Source organism: Streptomyces sp. MB09-02B, assembly GCF_033794485.1.
Taxonomy (GTDB): Bacteria; Actinomycetota; Actinomycetes; order Streptomycetales; family Streptomycetaceae; genus Streptomyces.
Genome location: NZ_JARGEE010000209.1, coordinates 1 through 15,913, shown reverse-complemented (window position 1 = coordinate 15,913; position 15,913 = coordinate 1). Strand labels below are relative to the sequence as shown.

Genomic DNA, 15,913 nt, shown 5'->3' with positions numbered 1-15,913 from the left:
GTCCCCAGGGGCTGCGCGCCCCTTCGACCCCCGGTCAAAGACTTCGGGGCTCCGCCCCGGACCCCGTTCGCGCAGTTCCCCGCGCCCCTGGAGGGGCGCGGGGAACCGCGGCGCTACCAGTAGTCGGGCAGGCCGTAGCGGTCGGTGTTCGTCGCGTGCCATTCATGGTTTCCCGCCGTCCAGGCCGCGAGACCGGTGGCGTAACGCCCCACCGGCGGAGAGCTCGCGGACAGAGTCGCGGACTCCTCCTCGAACGCGTCCATGATCCGGTTGTGGATCTCGACGGCCTCCAGATAGGCGGCCCTCAGCCCGCACCGCTCGTTGGCGGCGATGACGACGGGCAGGTTGAGGTGGCCCGGGTCGTTCGACAGCTCCCTGGTGAAGGAGTACAGGTCGTTGACGATCGTGGCCGCGTTCCCCGCCAGCGCGGTGATCCGCTGCACCTCGGGGCGGGCGTAGAGCGCCTCCGGCAACTCCCAGCCGTCCACGGCGTCGACCACCGACAGACAGGGCCGGAAGTTGTTGAACTGCCGCATCACCAGGTACTCCCAGACCTGCGGCATGTGGTTCGTCTCGGCCCAGGCCGCCTCACCGAGGTAGCCCAGATGCAGCCGGGCGAGGTCGTGGACGAGCCGGTCGGTCTGGCTCGGCGTGGCGAGGGCGGCGTAGTCGCGCAACGCGAAGTGGTACGACCGCAATGGACCGTCGGCCCGTACGCCCCGGCCCCACCGCTCCTCTGTCCCCGGGGTGGCGTGCAACGGGTCGAGCGCCGACTGGGCCATCAGCAGCCGGCCCCCGAGGCCGCGCGGCGAGCCGCCCTTGCCCTCGTCGACCTCGCAGTACACGTTGTCGACCAGATGCTCGGCGAGCAGCAGTTTCCCGGCGGCGGCGAGGTGTTCGAGGCCGACCCCGCCCGGATGCGCCAGCACGATCGCCCGGCCCAGGCCGAAGCGCGCGAACTGCCCCCGCCATTCCCGGGGGAACAGGTCGAGCCGCTCCGCCCACTCCTCCAGCCTGCGGTCCACCTCCGCCGCCCGTGCCGGATCGGCGGGCACGGCGGGCCGGTACCGCAGCCCGGGAATCGCACCCGACCGCCGAGCCCGCCGCGCACGGGCGGGACTCGGCGGCTCCGCCAGTCGCGTACGCGCCGGACCGGACCGCTCCGGCAGCTTCGTACGGGCGGAACCCGAAGGCTCCGGCAGTCCCGTAGGCGCGGAGCCCGGCGGTTCCGGCGACCTGTCGCGGGAGGGTGCTCCGGCCAGTGACGGCTCGCTCATTCGGGCATCCACCCCACCTGCACGTTCTCCAGGATCCCGGCCGCGTCGGGCACCAGGACGGCCATCGAGTAGTAGGCGGTGACCAGGTAGCTCATGATCGCGGTGGTGTCGACGCCCATGAAACGCACGTTCAGCGAGGGCTCGTACTCCTCGGGAATCCCCGTCTGGTGCAGCCCGACGACCCCCTGGTCCTTCTCGCCGGTGCGCAGCGCGATGATGCTCGTGGTGTGCTGCGGGGTGATCGGGATCTTGCTGCACGGCAGGAGCGGCACCCCGCGCCAAGCCGGTACCTCGTGGCCTTCGACGTTCACCGTGCCGGGTACCAGGCCCCGCCGGTTGCACTGCCGGAAGAACGCCGCGATCGCCTTCGGATGGGCCAGGTACAGGCGGGTCTTGCGGCGCATCGACAGGAGTTCGTCCATGTCGTCCGGGGTCGGCGGCCCGGAGAACGTGCTGATGCGTTGACCGTAGTCGATGTTGTGCAGCAGCCCGAACTCACGGTTGTTGACCAGCTCCCACTCCTGGCGCTCGCGGATCTCCTCGATGGTCAGGCGGAGTTGCTGCTCCGTCTGGTCCATCGGGTGGTTGTAGAGATCCGCGACCCGGGTGTGGACCCGCAACACGGTCTGGGTGAGGGAGAGTTCGTACTCACGGGGCGCGAGATCGTAGTCGACGAAGCCGCCCGGCAGCGTCAACTCGCCCACATGGCCGGCCTCCAGGGGCACATCGGCCTCGCCCTTGCGGTTCATGGGCTTGCGCTGCTGTTCGGCGAAGGCCTCGAACTGGGCCGCGAGGGAGGGCGTGCGCTCCACGAACGCCATCAGCACGTCCCAGTTGAGCGCCAGCACCACCCCGGCGGTCTCCGCCCGCACCGAGCTGAGCCACAGTGGGTCGGCATGTCCGATCGCCTCGTCGCCCAGCCCGTCGCCGTCGCTGACGACGCCGAGGACCTCCTCCTCGCCGTACTTGCCGGTGGTGTACCGGGTGAACCTGCCGTGCACCACGAGGTACGCCTCGGTCACCGGCTGCCCGGCGTCCACCAGCACCTGCCCGGCGCGCACCTCCCGCACCCGGAACCGGGCGGAGATCTCCCTGAGGGCCGGGATGTCGGAGTAGCCGCGCAGCGCCGGGAGCTCGGTCAGGGTCTCCGGGATGACCTTGACGTCGTCGGCGCCGTTCTGGTCGAACTGCACCCGGCCCCGGCCGATCCGCAGCTGCAGCCTGCGGTTGACCCGGTAGGTGCCGCCCTTGACGTCCACCCACGGCAGCGTCCTGAGCAGCCAGCGCGAGGTGATGGCCTGCATCTGCGGTTCGGACTTGGTGGTCGTCGCGAGCTGTCGCGCGGCCCGGGTGCTGAGGCTGGTGAAATGCTGCTCGTCGGCGGGCTCCGGTGCGCTTTCGCTGGAGCTTACGGGGGCGGTCACATTCCCTCCCGAGAGGTGAGCGGATGTGCGTGGACGTACGGGCCCGCGCCTGGACAGGGACGGACGCCGGACGCTGTGGGGACACGGGACTCGGGTGGCGCGCGTACGACGTGGTCGTGGGCGGATTCCGAGGCGGTGGACGCCGGCGAGGCGGCGAGATGGGATGGCACGTGCGGAGGGGGCGGCACGTGTCGCGGGTCAAGCCAAACAGGCGGGGTGGCCGGTCGGGCACCGCGTGAAAGGGGCGACTTCGCGTCCCGGAGGTGCGGAAACCGCCGACCGAGGCAGAGCACGGGCGGACTCGTGCTTCCGCGCCCGTCGGCCGCTTCCCACGCCTGTCGCCCACCTCCCACGACCGGCGCGCAGGACGCACGATGCGGGTGGCGCCACGGCGCCGGTGGCGCGCAGGGCGCCGACGTAGGCGCAGGGCGCACGACCCCGCCGACACGACGAGAGGCCGAGGGGCCGCCCGAAGGCGGCCCCTCATCGGCGGCGGCCCACCGCCCAACCCCTACACCAGCCCCTTCACCAGCGCGGCAGTCGCAGCTCGTACCCCGGCTGGATCCGCCGCATGTACCCCGTGTCGTCGCGGGAGCGCATCCCCGAGTCGACGTACAGCCGGTGCAGTCGCTCCAGGGCGTCGTGGTCCAGCTCCACACCCAGCCCTGGCCCCGTCGGCACGGCGACCTCCCCGTCCCGGATCTCCAGCACGCCCGGCACGATCACGTCGTCCGCCGAGTTCCACGGATAGTGCGTGTCGCAGGAGTGGTCGAGGTTCGGGATGGCGGCCGCGACATGGGTCATCGCGGCCAGGCTGATACCGAGGTGCGAGTTGGAGTGCATGGACAGCGCGAGCCCGAACGCCTCGCAGACGGCGGCCAGTTCACGGGTGCGGCGCAGCCCGCCCCAGTAGTGGTGGTCGGTGAGCAGGACCTGCACGGCGTTCCGCTCGACCGCCGGCTTCAGATGCTCCCAGGCCACCACGCACATATTGGTCGCGAGCGGCATCGGTGACTCCTCGGCCACCTCCGCCATGCCGGGGATGCCGGCGGTCGGGTCCTCCAGGTACTCCAGCACGCCGTCCAGCCGGCGGGCGACGTACTTCGAGGTCTCCACCGTCCAGGCCGTGTTGGGGTCCAGCCGCAGCGGCTGCCCGGGGAAGGCCTCCGCGAGCGCCTCGACGGCGGCGATCTCCTCGTCGGGAGGGAAGACCCCTCCCTTCAGCTTGAACGATCGGAAGCCGTACCGCTGTTGCATCAGCCGGGCCTGTTCGACGACACCGGCCGGGTCGAGGGCCTCGCCCCAGTCGTCCCCGACCGGCGGGCGGCCGTCGAGGGCGGGGTGTTCCGCCCACTTGTAGAAGAGGTACGCGGCGAAGGGCACGGTGTCGCGGACCCGGCCGCCGAGCAGGTCGCTGACCGGGCGGCCGAGCAGCCTGCCCTGCGCGTCGAGACAGGCGACCTCGACCGCCGAGGTGGTCCAGCCGCGCTCGTGGGAGCCGGGCACGGTGGGCCGCAGAGCGGTGTCGATCGCGGCCGTGACGGCGGTCGTGTCGAAGACGTCCAGGCCGACCACCGCCTTCGCGGCGACGTCGAGCCGCTCCAGACGGACGGTGCCGCCCGTCGACTCGCCGAGCCCCACCGTGCCGTCCTCCAGGACGAGTTGGAGGATCGTCCGCAGCGCGAGAGGCTCGTGCACGCCGTTGGAGTTGAGCAGCGGCGGGTCACGGAAGGCGATCGGGGTGACGATCAGCTCCCTGATCCGGGTGCCGGGGGCGCCGGTCATACGCCCACCACCCCCAGCCCGTGGTCGATCAGTTTCGCCAGCCGGGCCACGTGCTCCGGCGTCGGGTCGACCAACGGCGCCCGGACGCCGCCGACGTCGAGCCCGCGCAGGGTCACCCCGGCCTTGATCAGCGCCACGGCGTAACCGGGCACCTCGTCGCGCAGTTCCACGAGCGGGCCGTAGAACTCGTCGAGGAGCGTGGCGACCAGCGTCTCGTCGTCCTCGGCGAGGGCCCGGTGGAAGGCGAGGGCGATCTCCGGGGCGAAGGCGAACACGGCGGAGGAGTACAGGCCGACGCCGATGCCCTGGTAGGCGGGCGCGGTCATCTCGGCGGTGGGCAGCCCGTTGAAGAACTGGAAGTCCTCCGTGCCCGGCACGGCCCGTACCGCGCGGACGACGCGGTGCATCCGTTCGATGTCACCGATACCGTCCTTGAGGCCGACGACCCCGGGCAGCGCGGCGATCTCGGCGGCGGTGTCCGGGGTGAGGCGGGCGGTGCCGCGCTGGTAGAAGACCACCGGCAGGGTGGTGGCCTCCGTGACCTCCCGCACGTACCGGACCAGGCCCTGCTGCGGCGCGCTCACCAGATAGGGCGGCAGCAGCAGGATGCCGTCGGCGCCGGCGCGTTCGACGCGGGCGGCCTGGTCGCGGGCGACCGGGGGCGGGCCCCCGGCGGCGGCCAGCACGGGGACCCGCCCGGCCGTCGTCGCCACCGCGACCCGTGTGGCCGTCTCGATCTCCTCCGGCGTCAGCGCGTGGAACTCGCCGGTGCCGCAGGCGACGAACACGCCGCCGGCGCCGGCCGAGACCCCGGCCTCGATGTGTTGTGCGAGCCGTTCCTCGTCCACCGAACCGTCCCGAGCGAACGGCGTGACCGGAAAGAACAGCACTCCTTGGAACTTCATGTCTCCCTCAAACGTGGGGGTCGGATCAGCCCTTCGTGGCCCCGGCGGCGATGCCGGCGACCAGCGAGCGCTGGAGGAGCAGATAGACGACGAGGCTGGGCACGAGCGCGATGACCGCGCCCGCGAGGACGACGCCCGAGCCCACCTCGGGGTCGGTGCGCAGGATGGACAGGGCCACGGTGACCGTGTAGTCGGTCGGGTCCTTCGCGGCGATCAGCGGCAGCAGGTACTGGTCCCAGATCATGATGAAACCGAGGACCCCCGCCACACCGAGCGCGGGCTTGCACAGCGGCAGGACGACCTGCCACAGCATCCGCAGCTCGCCGACACCGTCGAGGCGGGCGGCCTCCTCGATCTCGCGGGGAATGTCCTTCATGAACTCGGTCAGCAACATCACCGAGAAGCCCCAGGCACCGAGCGGCAGGATGACGCCCCAGACGGTGCCCTTGAGGTCGATGCCGACCACCGGGACGTGGCCGAGGACCAGGGACAGCGGGATGGCGATAACCTCCTCGGGGAGCATCATCGTCAGCATGAACAGGGTCATGATCAGCGCTTGGCCGCGGAACTTGTGCCGGGCCAGCGCGTACGCCGCGAGCACGCACACCACGAGCTGCAGGAGCAGCCCGCCGCCCGCCATGACGAGCGAGTTGGTGAAGTAGTCCCAGATGCCGCGCTCCCCGGCCACCCGGAAGTTGAGCAGCGTGCTGTCGTGGGGGAGGAACGTCAGCGACGAGCCGCTGGGGTGGGTGCTCAGGGCGCCCGAGAGGATCGTCAGGAAGGGTGCGGCGAAGATGCCGAGCGCGAGCGCGCAGAGCAGGATCCGCAGAGCCCAGGAGACGCCGGGCCGGTCGTTCCAGCCGAGCGCGGTGTCGAAGCGGGCGGGTGTCGTCCGGGCCCCCTTGCCGGTTCTCCGGGACGAAGTGACGGCCTCGTCGGACGACGGCGTCCGGACGGGGTCGAGGGCGGGTGTGCTCATCGCACGTCTCCCCTCTTGCGGAAGTGGTTGACGGAGACGGTGAGCAGCAGCGTCACCGCGAGCAGGACGACGGAGGCCGCCGACGCGCCGCCGATGTCGTTGCGGGTGAAGCCGAGGGTGTAGGCGCGGGTCATCCATACCTCGGTCGACCCGGCCGGGCCGCCGCCCGTGAGGACGTACACCTCGGTGAAGACCCGCAGACCGCGGATGGCGGCCAGGGTGAGGACGATGCCGACGGCCGGGCGGATCGCCGGCAGGGTGACGTACCGCAGCCGCTGCCACAAGGACACCCCGTCCATCGCGGCGGCCTCGTACAACGTGCGGTCCACGCCCGCGAGTCCGGCGAGGATGATCACCATGTTGTAGGGGGCGGTCATCCAGATGCCCATGGCCATCGTGGCCCACAGCGCGGTGTCCGGGTTGTCGAGGAACGGGGTCGGGCCGAGGCCGAGGAAGCCGAGGGCGCTGTTCACCAGGCCGTCGGAGGTGGGGTAGTACATCAGCCGCCACAGCTCACCGACGACGGCGGTCGCGGTGACGACCGGCAGGAAGACGGCCGTGCGGATGATCTTCAGCGAGCGGGCCTGGCCCTCCAGGAGCAGCGCCAGGAGGAAGCCGACGGCGATCGCGCCGAGCGACTGCCCGACGCCGAGGAGCAGGGTGTGGCCGACCGCGTCCTGGAAGCGGTGGTCGGTCAGGACCCGGGTGTAGTTGTCGAGGCCGACCCACTGGTCGCCGAGGAAGGGCCGTACGTCGAAGAAGCTGAGCCAGATGCCCTTGCCCATCGGCAGGAACTTGAAGACGAGGGCGAGCAGCAGTCCGGGGGCCAGGAACAGCCAGGGGAGGAGAGTCTTCTTGCCGAAGAACCGCCTGGTGAGCGCTCTGCCCCGATCCGGTGCGGCGGCGGACGCGGAGGCCGAGGAGGCCGATGGGGTCGCGGTGGTCGCGGTCATTTCAACAGGTCCTGGTCCTTGAGATCGCCGGCGAGGGTGTCGTTGAGTTCCCTGAGTCCTGAGCCGACGTCGCTGCCGCAGTACGTGAAGACCGCGTTGAGGGCGTCGGCGAGGTCCTGTTTGATCGGCGCGAAGTCGGGTGCGTTGGGGAACTGCTCGGAGGCGTCCTCGTAGGCCTTCTGCACGACACTCCAGCGGGGGTCGTCCCGCACCTGGGCGGCGTCGAGCGTGGAGTTGACCGGGATGCGGACCACGGGCTGGTTCCTGCCCGTCATGGCGAGCCGCTGGCCCTCGGGGGAGATCAGGAAGGAGGCGAGCGCCCGCTCCTGCTTCGTCTTGCCGGTCCTGGCACCGAAGTAGATGTTCTCGCCGTCGGCCAGCACGGTGGACCCGGCCGGGCCCGCCGGGAAGGGGACGACCTCGTACGTGTCCTTGCCGGGCGTGGTGTCGTAGGTGGCGATGTTGTACGGGCCGGTGAGATACATCCCGGCGTTGCCGTCCTGGAAGTTGGTGGCGGTGCCGGTGACGGCGCTGATGGCGCCGGGCTGTATGACACCGTTGTCACCGCAGAAGAGGTTGTCCTTCATCCAGGTGACGGTGCGCACGGCGGCGGCCGAGTCCATGGTGGGGCGGTAGCCCTCGCCGTCCCGCTCGATGATCTTCGCGCCCCCGGACCAGAGGAAGCTGGCGCCCCACCAGGCGGCGTAGCCGTTCTGGGCGCTGCCCGGGACGACCATGCCGTAGGTGTCCTTCTTGCCGTTCCCGTCGGGGTCGCGGTCGGCGAAGGCCTTCGCCACGGAGAGCATCTCGGCCCAGGTGGTCGGCGCCCTGAGTCCGAGCTTCCGCAGCCAGTCCGTGCGGATCATCAGGGCCTGGGCCTGACGGGAGTACGGGATGCCGTAGTGCTCGCCGTCGATGCCCACGGTGGAGGCCCAGGTCTTGTCGGTGATCTGGTCGTGGCCGTCGATCGAGGCCGGATCGATCGGCTTCAGCAGACCCTGGCCCTGGTAACTGCCCATGAGCGCCGTGTCGTTGATCATGACGTCCGGCAGGTCCTTGGTGGACGCCCGGCTCTGGAGCTGCTGGTCGAAGTTGATGACCGGCTGATAGTCGATCTTGATGCCGGTCTTCTCGGTGAAGGCGGCGAACACCCGCTCGTACGTGGCGGCCGGGTCCGGATTGCTCCGGGTCCAGACCTCCAGCGTGTTCGGGTCAGAGCTTTCGGCACTGTCGGATCCCGATCCGCAGGCCGCCGCCCCGAACGCGAGCCCCGCGACGGTGATCATGGCGGCCAGGCGGCGACTTCGTCGGCGAACGCCCATGGGCACACTCCGTTGTTCCTCCGGGCCGTCCGCCCGGCTGTTCATATCCGTGAACGTGCTTCACGAATCTAAATGATCGGCCAAGCTACGGAGCGTTCCGTTTACATGTCAAGACATGGGTAGGAGATTTCACCGGTGCCGCACCCCGCCCCTGCGGGATCCTGTGGGGGTGCCCGAGGACACGAGAACCCGGAGGTGTTCGCCGTGAGCGCGCACATGGCACGGAGTGCCCTCGCGGTCCGGCTCACCGGCCGCCCGGCGACCGGCGAGCGTCGGCTGTCCGGCACCCTCACCGAGATCACCCTCGACGGCGGCCGGAAGGTGCTCGTCAAGCTGGGCGACGGCCCCGGCGCCGCCCGGGCCGAGGCGGCCGGACTGCGCTGGCTCGCCGAGGCGGACACGGTCCGCGTCCCGACGGTCCACGGCCACGAGGGGAACCGCCTGGTGATCGACCTGGTGGACCAGGGGGCACCGAGTGCCGGGGCGGCGGCCCGCCTCGGCGCCGAACTGGCCGCGCTGCACGGCTCCGGCGCACCCGCCTTCGGCGCCCCACCACCCGGCGGCCCGACGGAGGCGTACATCGGACGCGCCCCCATGCGGAACGTCCCCGGCGGCGACTGGCCCGCCTGGTACGCCGAGCACCGCGTGCTGCCGTATCTGCGCCGCGCGGTCGACGACCGTACGATCCGCCCCGCCGAGGCCGCCCTGGTCGAGGAGGTCTGCGCACGGCTGCCCGACCTGGCCGGGCCCGCCGAACCACCCGCCCGGCTGCACGGCGACCTCTGGAACGGCAACGTCCTGTGGGGCGCCGACGGCCACGCCCGGCTCATCGACCCGGCCGCGCACGGCGGCCACCGCGAGACCGACCTGGCGATGCTGGCCCTCTTCGGCTGCCCCCACCTGGGCCACGTCCTGGAGGGCTACCAGCGGGCCGCACCCCTCGCCGACGGCTGGCAGGACCGCGTCGGCCTCCACCAGCTCTTCCCGCTGCTGGTGCACACGGTGCTGTTCGGACGGGGCTACGCGGAGCAGGCCCTGACGGTGGCGCGGACGGCACTCGGGAAGTGAGTCACCGGCTCGGCGGCGAGTCGCGCCGGCCGCACAAACACCACCGGGAGGCGCCGCATGGGCGCCTCCCGGTGGAAGCAGAGGGCGAGGAGAGCGAAGGAACTCGGTTTCATTTGGAGTGAATGAGAAGGAAGCCCCTTCATGGCCTCGCCGCCGGCAACGCTAGCACTCAGCCCGGGACCAGGTCGCGCAGATTTTCGAGGGTGATGACCCGGGAGTCCGGGTGCAGCCCCTCGGGCCGCTCCAGACCGATGTACGTCACCGGCTCGTCCGGCACCGACACGCCGTCCCACAGGTCCATGACCGTCGCCTCACGGCTCATCAGGTCGATCAGGTACCCCACCGTCAGCTGCTCGCGCTCCACGACGGCACGCACCACCTTGGACACCGACGCCTGGTTCTCCTCGACCCGGTTGGCCGACGAGATGCCCTTCAGGTACAGGTGCAGCCACTTCGCGCGCCACCGGCCGTCCTCCCCGCGCCGGAACACCAGCGGCAGCGCCACCCGGCCCACCCCGCGCAGCTCCGACTTCATCCGCACCGTGCGCGGCTCGAACGGCCGGCCCTTCTGCTCGCCGTCGCGCACCATGAACCCGAAGAACGACTCCTCGACCTCCTCGAAGCCCTCGCCCGCGTAGATGTTCACCTGCGGAACGATGAACGTGCTGCGTACCCGGTCCAGGGTCAGGTCGATGAACTCCGAGGCCCCGTCGGGCGCCTCGGTGACATCGCCCGAGTGCCGGCCCCCGACGGACGTGAGGGACGTGTACGAGAGCCAGGAGTCCGTGCTGTAGTCGTGGTGCAGCAGCAGCGCCGACAGGTCGTAGTCGGTGCGGTGCTCGGTCTCCTTCCAATACACGAAGAAGCGCAGCCGCTCGCCGTCGACCTCCGACTCCGAACCGCGCGGCAGCACGCCGAGCCCGGCCGCCGTCGCCCGGCCGCTGAGCGGCAGCGCCACGTCCAGGACGTGGGGGTCGACCAGCAGTCGCCCCGGTACCGGGAGCCTGCGCCGCAGCTCGGCGTCGAGGGCGGCGACCAGACGATCGCGGTCGGCGGCCGGAACGGGCGGCCGGTCGTCGGGGGCGACCCAGGCGCGGCCCCGGCGGTTGACGAAGACACGGGGTGCGTCGGTCTCCCGCTCCCGGTTGTGGAGGTGCTCGCGGACCGACAGGACGACCCGGCCGGAGACCTCGGGGGCGACCTCCACCGCGGCGGCCAGGACCGTGTCCCGCTCCGCCTGGTCGGCGGCGATGCGCAGCAGCAGGTCCAGGGCGCGGAAGAGCTTGCCGGGAGCGGACTTCAGCAGCGCCGCCGCACCGGCGACGTCGAACTCGTCGAGCAGCTTCTCGACCCGGCTGTCGAAGGACCGCGCCTCCTTCTCGCCCCGCGCGACGGCGAACACGTCGGCGGCGTGGGGCAGGCGCGGGTACTCGTGCGGGTGGAGGCGCTCGCCGAGCCGCTTGAAGGGTTCCCGGTGTGCGTGCGCATCGGCCAGCTTCGCGGGGTTGGCCGCGACCACGGCGTCCAGGCCCGTGAGCAGCGCCCGGCGCACCGGGCGCGAGAAGGACCGGAACCGGGTCGGCTCCTGGAGCGTGACGTCGCCGCCCGACAGCGCGCAGGCCAGCCGCAGCACATCGGTGACGGTGTCGAGGAGGAGGTCCGCGCCGGCGGCGAGCCGTGCCTCGTTGACCACCGCCCGGTTCTCCCGTACCGGGATCCTCTCCGGCTGGGGGCCGAGCGCGCACCGCTCGGCGAGGGCCTTGAGGTCGTGCAGGTCGTCCTCGCCCAGCGGGGTCGTGCTGCCCGCCAGGGCCAGGTACAGATCGGTGAGTTCGGCGTCCAGGTCCCGGCCGAGGTGCAGCACCGTGATCCGGTCGCCCGCCGAGGTGATCAGCTCGTCCTGTGCCGCGAGCATCTCCTCGTAGGTGTGCTGGTACCGGCCGTACGTGGGCAGGCTGAGCAGGTCCAGTACCCCGTTCGCCAACTGCGTGAGCACGCCCGCGCGCGCCGTCTCGTCGCCCAGGGCGTGCGCCACGCACCGCGTCCAGAACTCCTCGGTGCCCGGGACGTTCTTGGGGAAGTCGATGAAGTAGGAGTTGTGCCGGACGTGGTCGCCCGCCATCTCGCGCACCGTACGCAGGGTCCGCCGGGCGGTGTGCAGGACGGCCGCCTCGGACAGCCCCGACAGCCTTTCCAGCAGCTCCGCCGAGAGCTTGAAGCCCGCGTCCATCAACGCGGCGTCGAACTGCCGCGCGGCGGCGGCGCCGTCACCCGGGGACCCCTTGGGGACGGGCAGGCGGTGGGTGTGCCGGACGACCAGCGATTCGAGACTCTGCGCCATTCCCGGATGATCGCAGAGGTGTACGAATCGGCGCACCGGGGTTTTCCGTACGCCGCCGGCACGTGCGCCGCGCCGCGGCGTAGGTGCCGCCGGCGCGCACACACGCCCGCACGTACGCCGCCGGTCCCCGGACCCATCCCGCTACACCTGTACGTGCGTCTCCAGCCTGCGCCGCGCATGGATGAGGAAACCGTCGAGGGCCAGCTCGAAGGAGGCGTCCGCGCGACCGTCGCCCACCGCGTCCAGCGCCCGGGCCAGGCGCGGGGTCGCCGACTCGTCGGTGATCTCCCACATGGCGACGGGGGCGGCGAGGTCCAGGGCCGAGCCGAGGACGACGTTCTCCAGGGCGACCAGCACCGGCATCACCTCCCGCAGCGGGAACCCCGCGTCGAGCAGCAGGGTGACGGCCCGCTCGTACTGTTCGAGGACGCGTGGGGCCCGCACCGGGGAGGTCATCAGCAGCGGGATCGCCCGGGGGTGCGCCGCGAAGGCCGCGCGGTAGGAGCGGGCCCACGCGGCGAGGGCCGCGTCCCACGGGCGCACGTCGAGGGCGGAGACGTCGATGCCCTCCGTGACCCGCTCCCGCAGCAGCTCGACGATGCCGTCCCGGCCGTCCACATGGTGGTACACCGAGCCGGTCTGCACCCCGAGCCGCCGCGCGATCTGCGGAACGCTGAACTCGCCCTGCGCGTCGAGCAGTTGCAGCGCGGTGGTGGTGATGCGCTCCCTGTCGAGCAGGGGTGTGCGCGGCCGTCCCATGGTGTCCGTCCCCTCCGGGGTCTTCCCAGCAGTCCGAGGTGAAGGCTACATTGCGAAAACCGAAAGCCTTTAGGTTTACGGGCCAGGTCATCCCGCACGGCCCCGCTGTCCCGTCCCCGCCCCCAGCCGGAAGGGCCCTCGCCCCCGGCTGGAAGGGCCTTCGCCCGCAGCCAGAAGGGCTTTCCCCTCATGACCGTCACCCCCGACGCCACCGCCGCCGACCCGGCGGGGAACGCGGCCACCCCGGCCCCGTCCCTGCGCTCCGGCTCGCTCGGCACCAGCGACATCGCCTTCTTCGTCGTCTCCGCCGCCGCCCCGCTCACCGTGATGGCAGGCGTCGCCCCGCTCGCCATCCTGATGGGCGGCATCGGCGCCCCCGCCGGCTACCTCCTCGCCGGACTCACGCTCGCCGTCTTCGCCGTCGGCTTCACCACCATGAGCCGCCACGTCCGCAGCGCCGGCGCCTTCTACGCGTACATCACCCGAGGCCTCGGCCGCCCGGTCGGCATCGGCGCCGCCCTGCTCGCACTGATCGGCTACAACGCCATGGAGATCGGCGTCTACGGCCTCCTCGGCACCGCCACCAGGGACACCGCCCACGCCCTCTTCGGCGCCGACATCCCCTGGCTGCCCGTCTCCCTCGCGGGCCTGCTGCTCATCGGCTACGCGGGGTACCGCTCCATCGACTTCGGCGCCAAGCTCCTCGGCGTACTGCTGGTCGCCGAGACCGGCATCCTCGTCCTGCTCGCCGGGGGAGTACTGGTCAAGGGCGGCGCCGACGGTCTCTCCCTCGCCTCCTTCGCCCCCGACAACGTCATGGTCTCCGGCATGGTCGCCGTCCTGGCCTTCGCGTTCGCCGCGTTCACCGGATTCGAGTCGACCGTCATCTACCGCCGCGAGGCCCGCGACCCGGCGCGTACGGTCCCGCGCGCCACCTACCTCGCCATCGGCTTCCTCGGCCTGTTCTACGCGTTCATCGTGTGGACCGTGATCCAGGCCTTCGGTGACGCCCGGGTCATCGCGGCGGCCGCCGCCAACCCCGCGGACCTGTTCTTCTCCGCCATCACCACCTACGTCGGCGCCTGGGCGGCCGACCTGATGCGGATCCTCATCGTCACCAGCGTCCTCGCCTCCCTCCTCGCCTTCCACAACGCCATCAACCGCTACGGCCTCGCCCTCGCCGAGGAGGGCATCCTGCCCAAGGCCCTGGCCCGGGTCCACCCGCGCCACCGCTCCCCGTACGTCGCCGGCATCGCCCAGACCGTCCTCGGCGCGATCGTCGTCCTCGCCTTCGCCACTGCCGGAGCCGACCCGTACATGCAGCTCCTGCTGTGGGTGAACACCCCCGGGATGCTCGCCCTGATGCTGCTGCAACTGCTCGCCGCCCTCGCCGTGCCCTTCTACTTCCGGCGCGTCACCCACACCGAGGGCGTCCTGCGCACGGTCGTCGCCCCCGTCGTCGCGGCGGCGCTCCTGACCGGCGCCATCACTCTCGTCGTCACCCACCTCGATCAGTTCACCGGCGCGTCCACCACGGTCAACGCCGTCCTCGCGGCCCTCGTCCCGGCCGTCCTCGTCAGCGGACTGGTCCTGGCCCGGTGGCTGCGCCGCGCCAGGCCGGAGGTCTACGCCCACTTCGCCGCCGAACCGCCGGCCGCCACCGGCGACTGACCACCGGCCCCGCACCGGCCGACCGCCGCCCCCCACTCACCACCGGAGGAGACCTCTCCATGCCCACCGCCGACCTCGTCATCACCGGCGCACGTGTCCGCACCCTCGACCCGGCCCGGCCCCGGGCCACGGCGGTCGCCGTACGCGACGGTCTGATCGCCGCCGTCGGTGAGGCGGCGGACGTACGGGACTGGCGCGGACCCGGCACCGAGGTGGTGGACCTGGGCGGCGGGCGGCTGGTGCCCGGCCTGGTGGACAGCCACAGCCACCCCGTCTGGGGCCTGGACATGGCCACCGGCATCGACCTCACCACCGTGACGGACCTCGACGGACTGCGCGCCGCGCTCACCTCCGGCGAACGGATCGACGGCTGGGTCATCGGCTACGGCCTCGACCACAACGTTTTCGGCGGCCGGACCGTCGACCGCGCCCTCGTCGAGGACGTCCTGGACGGCGCGCCCGCCTTCCTGCGCCTGTACGACGGCCACTCCGCCCTCGTCAGCGAGGCCACGCTCAAGGCCGCCGACATCACCGGACCGCGCACCTTCGCACAGCGGTCGCACCTCGCCGTCGACGCCGACGGACGGCTGACCGGGCACCTCGTCGAACATGCCGCGATGGCGCTCGTCGAGCCCTTCATGCCGAGGCCTTCCTACGCCGAACGCCGGGCCCGGCTGGGCGAGTTGCTCGGCGGGATGGCGGCCACCGGCCTCACCGGCGCCCATGTCATGGACCTCGGCGACCTCGACCTGGTGGGCGCGCTCGCCGAGGAGTCGCCGCTGCCGCTGCGGCTGCGCTTCGCCCCTTGGTGCATGCCCGGCGCCGACGCGGACGACCTCGCCGAACTCGTCGCCCTCCAGGGCCGGGGCGGACGGCACTGGCGGGTCGGCGGGGTGAAGTTCTTCATGGACGGCACCGTCGAGGGCGGCACCGCGTGGCTCGACCACCCCGACTGCCACGGCCAGGGCACCGACGCGTTCTGGCCCGACCCTGCGGCGTACAGCGCCGCCGTACGAGAGCTGCATCGCGCCGGGGTGCGTACGGCGACCCACGCGATCGGGGATGCCGCCGTACGGCATGTCCTCGACACCGTCGCCTCGTTGGGGCCCGGCGGACGGCTCGCGCACCGGATCGAGCACATCGAGTCCGTGCCGGACGAGCTCGTGGGGCGGTTCGCGGAGGTGGGGGTCATCGCCTCGATGCAGCCGCCGCACACGGACTTCACCCGGGCCGACCTGTCCGACGAGTGGTCGGTGCGGCTGGGAGAGGAGCGTGCCGTGCGGGCCTGGCGGTTGCGTGACCTGCGGGACGCGGGTGCGATCGTCGCGCTCGGGTCGGACTGGCCCATCGCCCACTACGACGCGCGGGGTGTACTGGCGACGGCCAGGGCGCCGAGGGGAGCGGCGTCGTCAGGGGTGGGGCTCACGGG

The 15,913-nt window shown here is 71.8% G+C and carries 12 protein-coding genes; 3 read left to right on the top strand and 9 right to left on the bottom strand.

What is annotated here, in order from left to right; translation table 11 throughout:
• Nucleotides 1–113: 113 nt before the first annotated feature.
• From P1P70_RS26220 to P1P70_RS26190, 7 genes are all read right to left on the bottom strand, one after another.
• Nucleotides 114–1,277: a family 2 encapsulin nanocompartment cargo protein terpene cyclase gene (locus tag P1P70_RS26220; protein ID WP_319241867.1), complete on the bottom strand. Its 1,164-nt coding sequence runs from the start codon at nt 1,275–1,277 to the stop codon at nt 114–116.
• Nucleotides 1,274–2,701 carry a family 2B encapsulin nanocompartment shell protein gene (locus tag P1P70_RS26215; RefSeq protein WP_319241865.1) on the bottom strand — a complete coding sequence of 476 codons (1,428 nt, stop codon included), beginning with the start codon at nt 2,699–2,701 and terminating at the stop codon, nt 1,274–1,276. Before P1P70_RS26215 ends, P1P70_RS26220 begins: the two co-directional genes overlap by 4 nt.
• Nucleotides 2,702–3,226: 525 nt before the next feature.
• A complete protein-coding gene (locus P1P70_RS26210; RefSeq protein ID WP_319241863.1) occupies nt 3,227–4,486 on the bottom strand; it encodes a glucarate dehydratase family protein in 1,260 nt (419 codons plus the stop codon).
• Entirely contained in the window at nt 4,483–5,391 is a 909-nt protein-coding gene (locus tag P1P70_RS26205; protein WP_319241861.1) for a 5-dehydro-4-deoxyglucarate dehydratase, read from the bottom strand. Before P1P70_RS26205 ends, P1P70_RS26210 begins: the two co-directional genes overlap by 4 nt.
• A 25-nt stretch (nt 5,392–5,416) precedes the next feature.
• Nucleotides 5,417–6,370 (bottom strand): carbohydrate ABC transporter permease, encoded by a 954-nt coding sequence (locus P1P70_RS26200; protein WP_319241859.1) that lies wholly within the window; start codon nt 6,368–6,370, stop codon nt 5,417–5,419.
• Nucleotides 6,367–7,323 carry a sugar ABC transporter permease gene (locus tag P1P70_RS26195; RefSeq protein WP_319241857.1) on the bottom strand — a complete coding sequence of 319 codons (957 nt, stop codon included), beginning with the start codon at nt 7,321–7,323 and terminating at the stop codon, nt 6,367–6,369. Before P1P70_RS26195 ends, P1P70_RS26200 begins: the two co-directional genes overlap by 4 nt.
• Nucleotides 7,320–8,645, bottom strand: a complete 1,326-nt coding sequence (locus P1P70_RS26190) for a sugar ABC transporter substrate-binding protein (protein WP_319241854.1) — start codon at nt 8,643–8,645, stop codon at nt 7,320–7,322. Before P1P70_RS26190 ends, P1P70_RS26195 begins: the two co-directional genes overlap by 4 nt.
• A 216-nt stretch (nt 8,646–8,861) precedes the next feature.
• Here P1P70_RS26190 and P1P70_RS26185 point away from each other — a divergent pair, with 216 nt between their 5' ends.
• Entirely contained in the window at nt 8,862–9,713 is an 852-nt protein-coding gene (locus P1P70_RS26185; protein ID WP_319241869.1) for a fructosamine kinase family protein, read from the top strand.
• A gap of 169 nt (nt 9,714–9,882) precedes the next feature.
• Here P1P70_RS26185 and P1P70_RS26180 read toward each other — a convergent pair whose 3' ends face one another.
• Nucleotides 9,883–12,054 (bottom strand): TerD family protein, encoded by a 2,172-nt coding sequence (locus P1P70_RS26180; RefSeq protein WP_319241852.1) that lies wholly within the window; start codon nt 12,052–12,054, stop codon nt 9,883–9,885.
• A 141-nt stretch (nt 12,055–12,195) separates the two neighbouring features.
• On the bottom strand, nt 12,196–12,813 hold the full coding sequence (locus P1P70_RS26175) for a TetR/AcrR family transcriptional regulator (RefSeq protein ID WP_319241850.1): 618 nt from the start codon (nt 12,811–12,813) through the stop codon (nt 12,196–12,198).
• A 189-nt stretch (nt 12,814–13,002) separates the two neighbouring features.
• On the opposite strand from P1P70_RS26175, the gene P1P70_RS26170 reads away from it, so the two are divergent.
• Both P1P70_RS26170 and P1P70_RS26165 read left to right on the top strand, forming a co-directional pair.
• Nucleotides 13,003–14,484 carry an APC family permease gene (locus P1P70_RS26170; RefSeq protein WP_319241848.1) on the top strand — a complete coding sequence of 494 codons (1,482 nt, stop codon included), beginning with the start codon at nt 13,003–13,005 and terminating at the stop codon, nt 14,482–14,484.
• Nucleotides 14,485–14,543: 59 nt separating this feature from the next.
• Nucleotides 14,544–15,913 (top strand): amidohydrolase (locus tag P1P70_RS26165; protein WP_319241846.1); only part of this gene is annotated, 1,370 nt, incomplete at its 3' end.

Excerpts from the sequence above, each read along its gene's own strand:
- P1P70_RS26220 (WP_319241867.1), bottom strand. The coding sequence starts at position 1,277 with ATGAGCGAGCCGTCACTGGCCGGAGCACCCTCCCGCGACAGGTCGCCG.
- P1P70_RS26210 (WP_319241863.1), bottom strand. The coding sequence starts at position 4,486 with ATGACCGGCGCCCCCGGCACCCGGATCAGGGAGCTGATCGTCACCCCG.
- P1P70_RS26205 (WP_319241861.1), bottom strand. The coding sequence starts at position 5,391 with ATGAAGTTCCAAGGAGTGCTGTTCTTTCCGGTCACGCCGTTCGCTCGG.
- P1P70_RS26200 (WP_319241859.1), bottom strand. The coding sequence starts at position 6,370 with ATGAGCACACCCGCCCTCGACCCCGTCCGGACGCCGTCGTCCGACGAG.
- P1P70_RS26195 (WP_319241857.1), bottom strand. The coding sequence starts at position 7,323 with ATGACCGCGACCACCGCGACCCCATCGGCCTCCTCGGCCTCCGCGTCC.
- P1P70_RS26190 (WP_319241854.1), bottom strand. The coding sequence starts at position 8,645 with ATGGGCGTTCGCCGACGAAGTCGCCGCCTGGCCGCCATGATCACCGTC.
- P1P70_RS26185 (WP_319241869.1), top strand. The coding sequence starts at position 8,862 with ATGGCACGGAGTGCCCTCGCGGTCCGGCTCACCGGCCGCCCGGCGACC.
- P1P70_RS26180 (WP_319241852.1), bottom strand. The coding sequence starts at position 12,054 with ATGGCGCAGAGTCTCGAATCGCTGGTCGTCCGGCACACCCACCGCCTG.
- P1P70_RS26175 (WP_319241850.1), bottom strand. The coding sequence starts at position 12,813 with ATGGGACGGCCGCGCACACCCCTGCTCGACAGGGAGCGCATCACCACC.
- P1P70_RS26170 (WP_319241848.1), top strand. The coding sequence starts at position 13,003 with ATGACCGTCACCCCCGACGCCACCGCCGCCGACCCGGCGGGGAACGCG.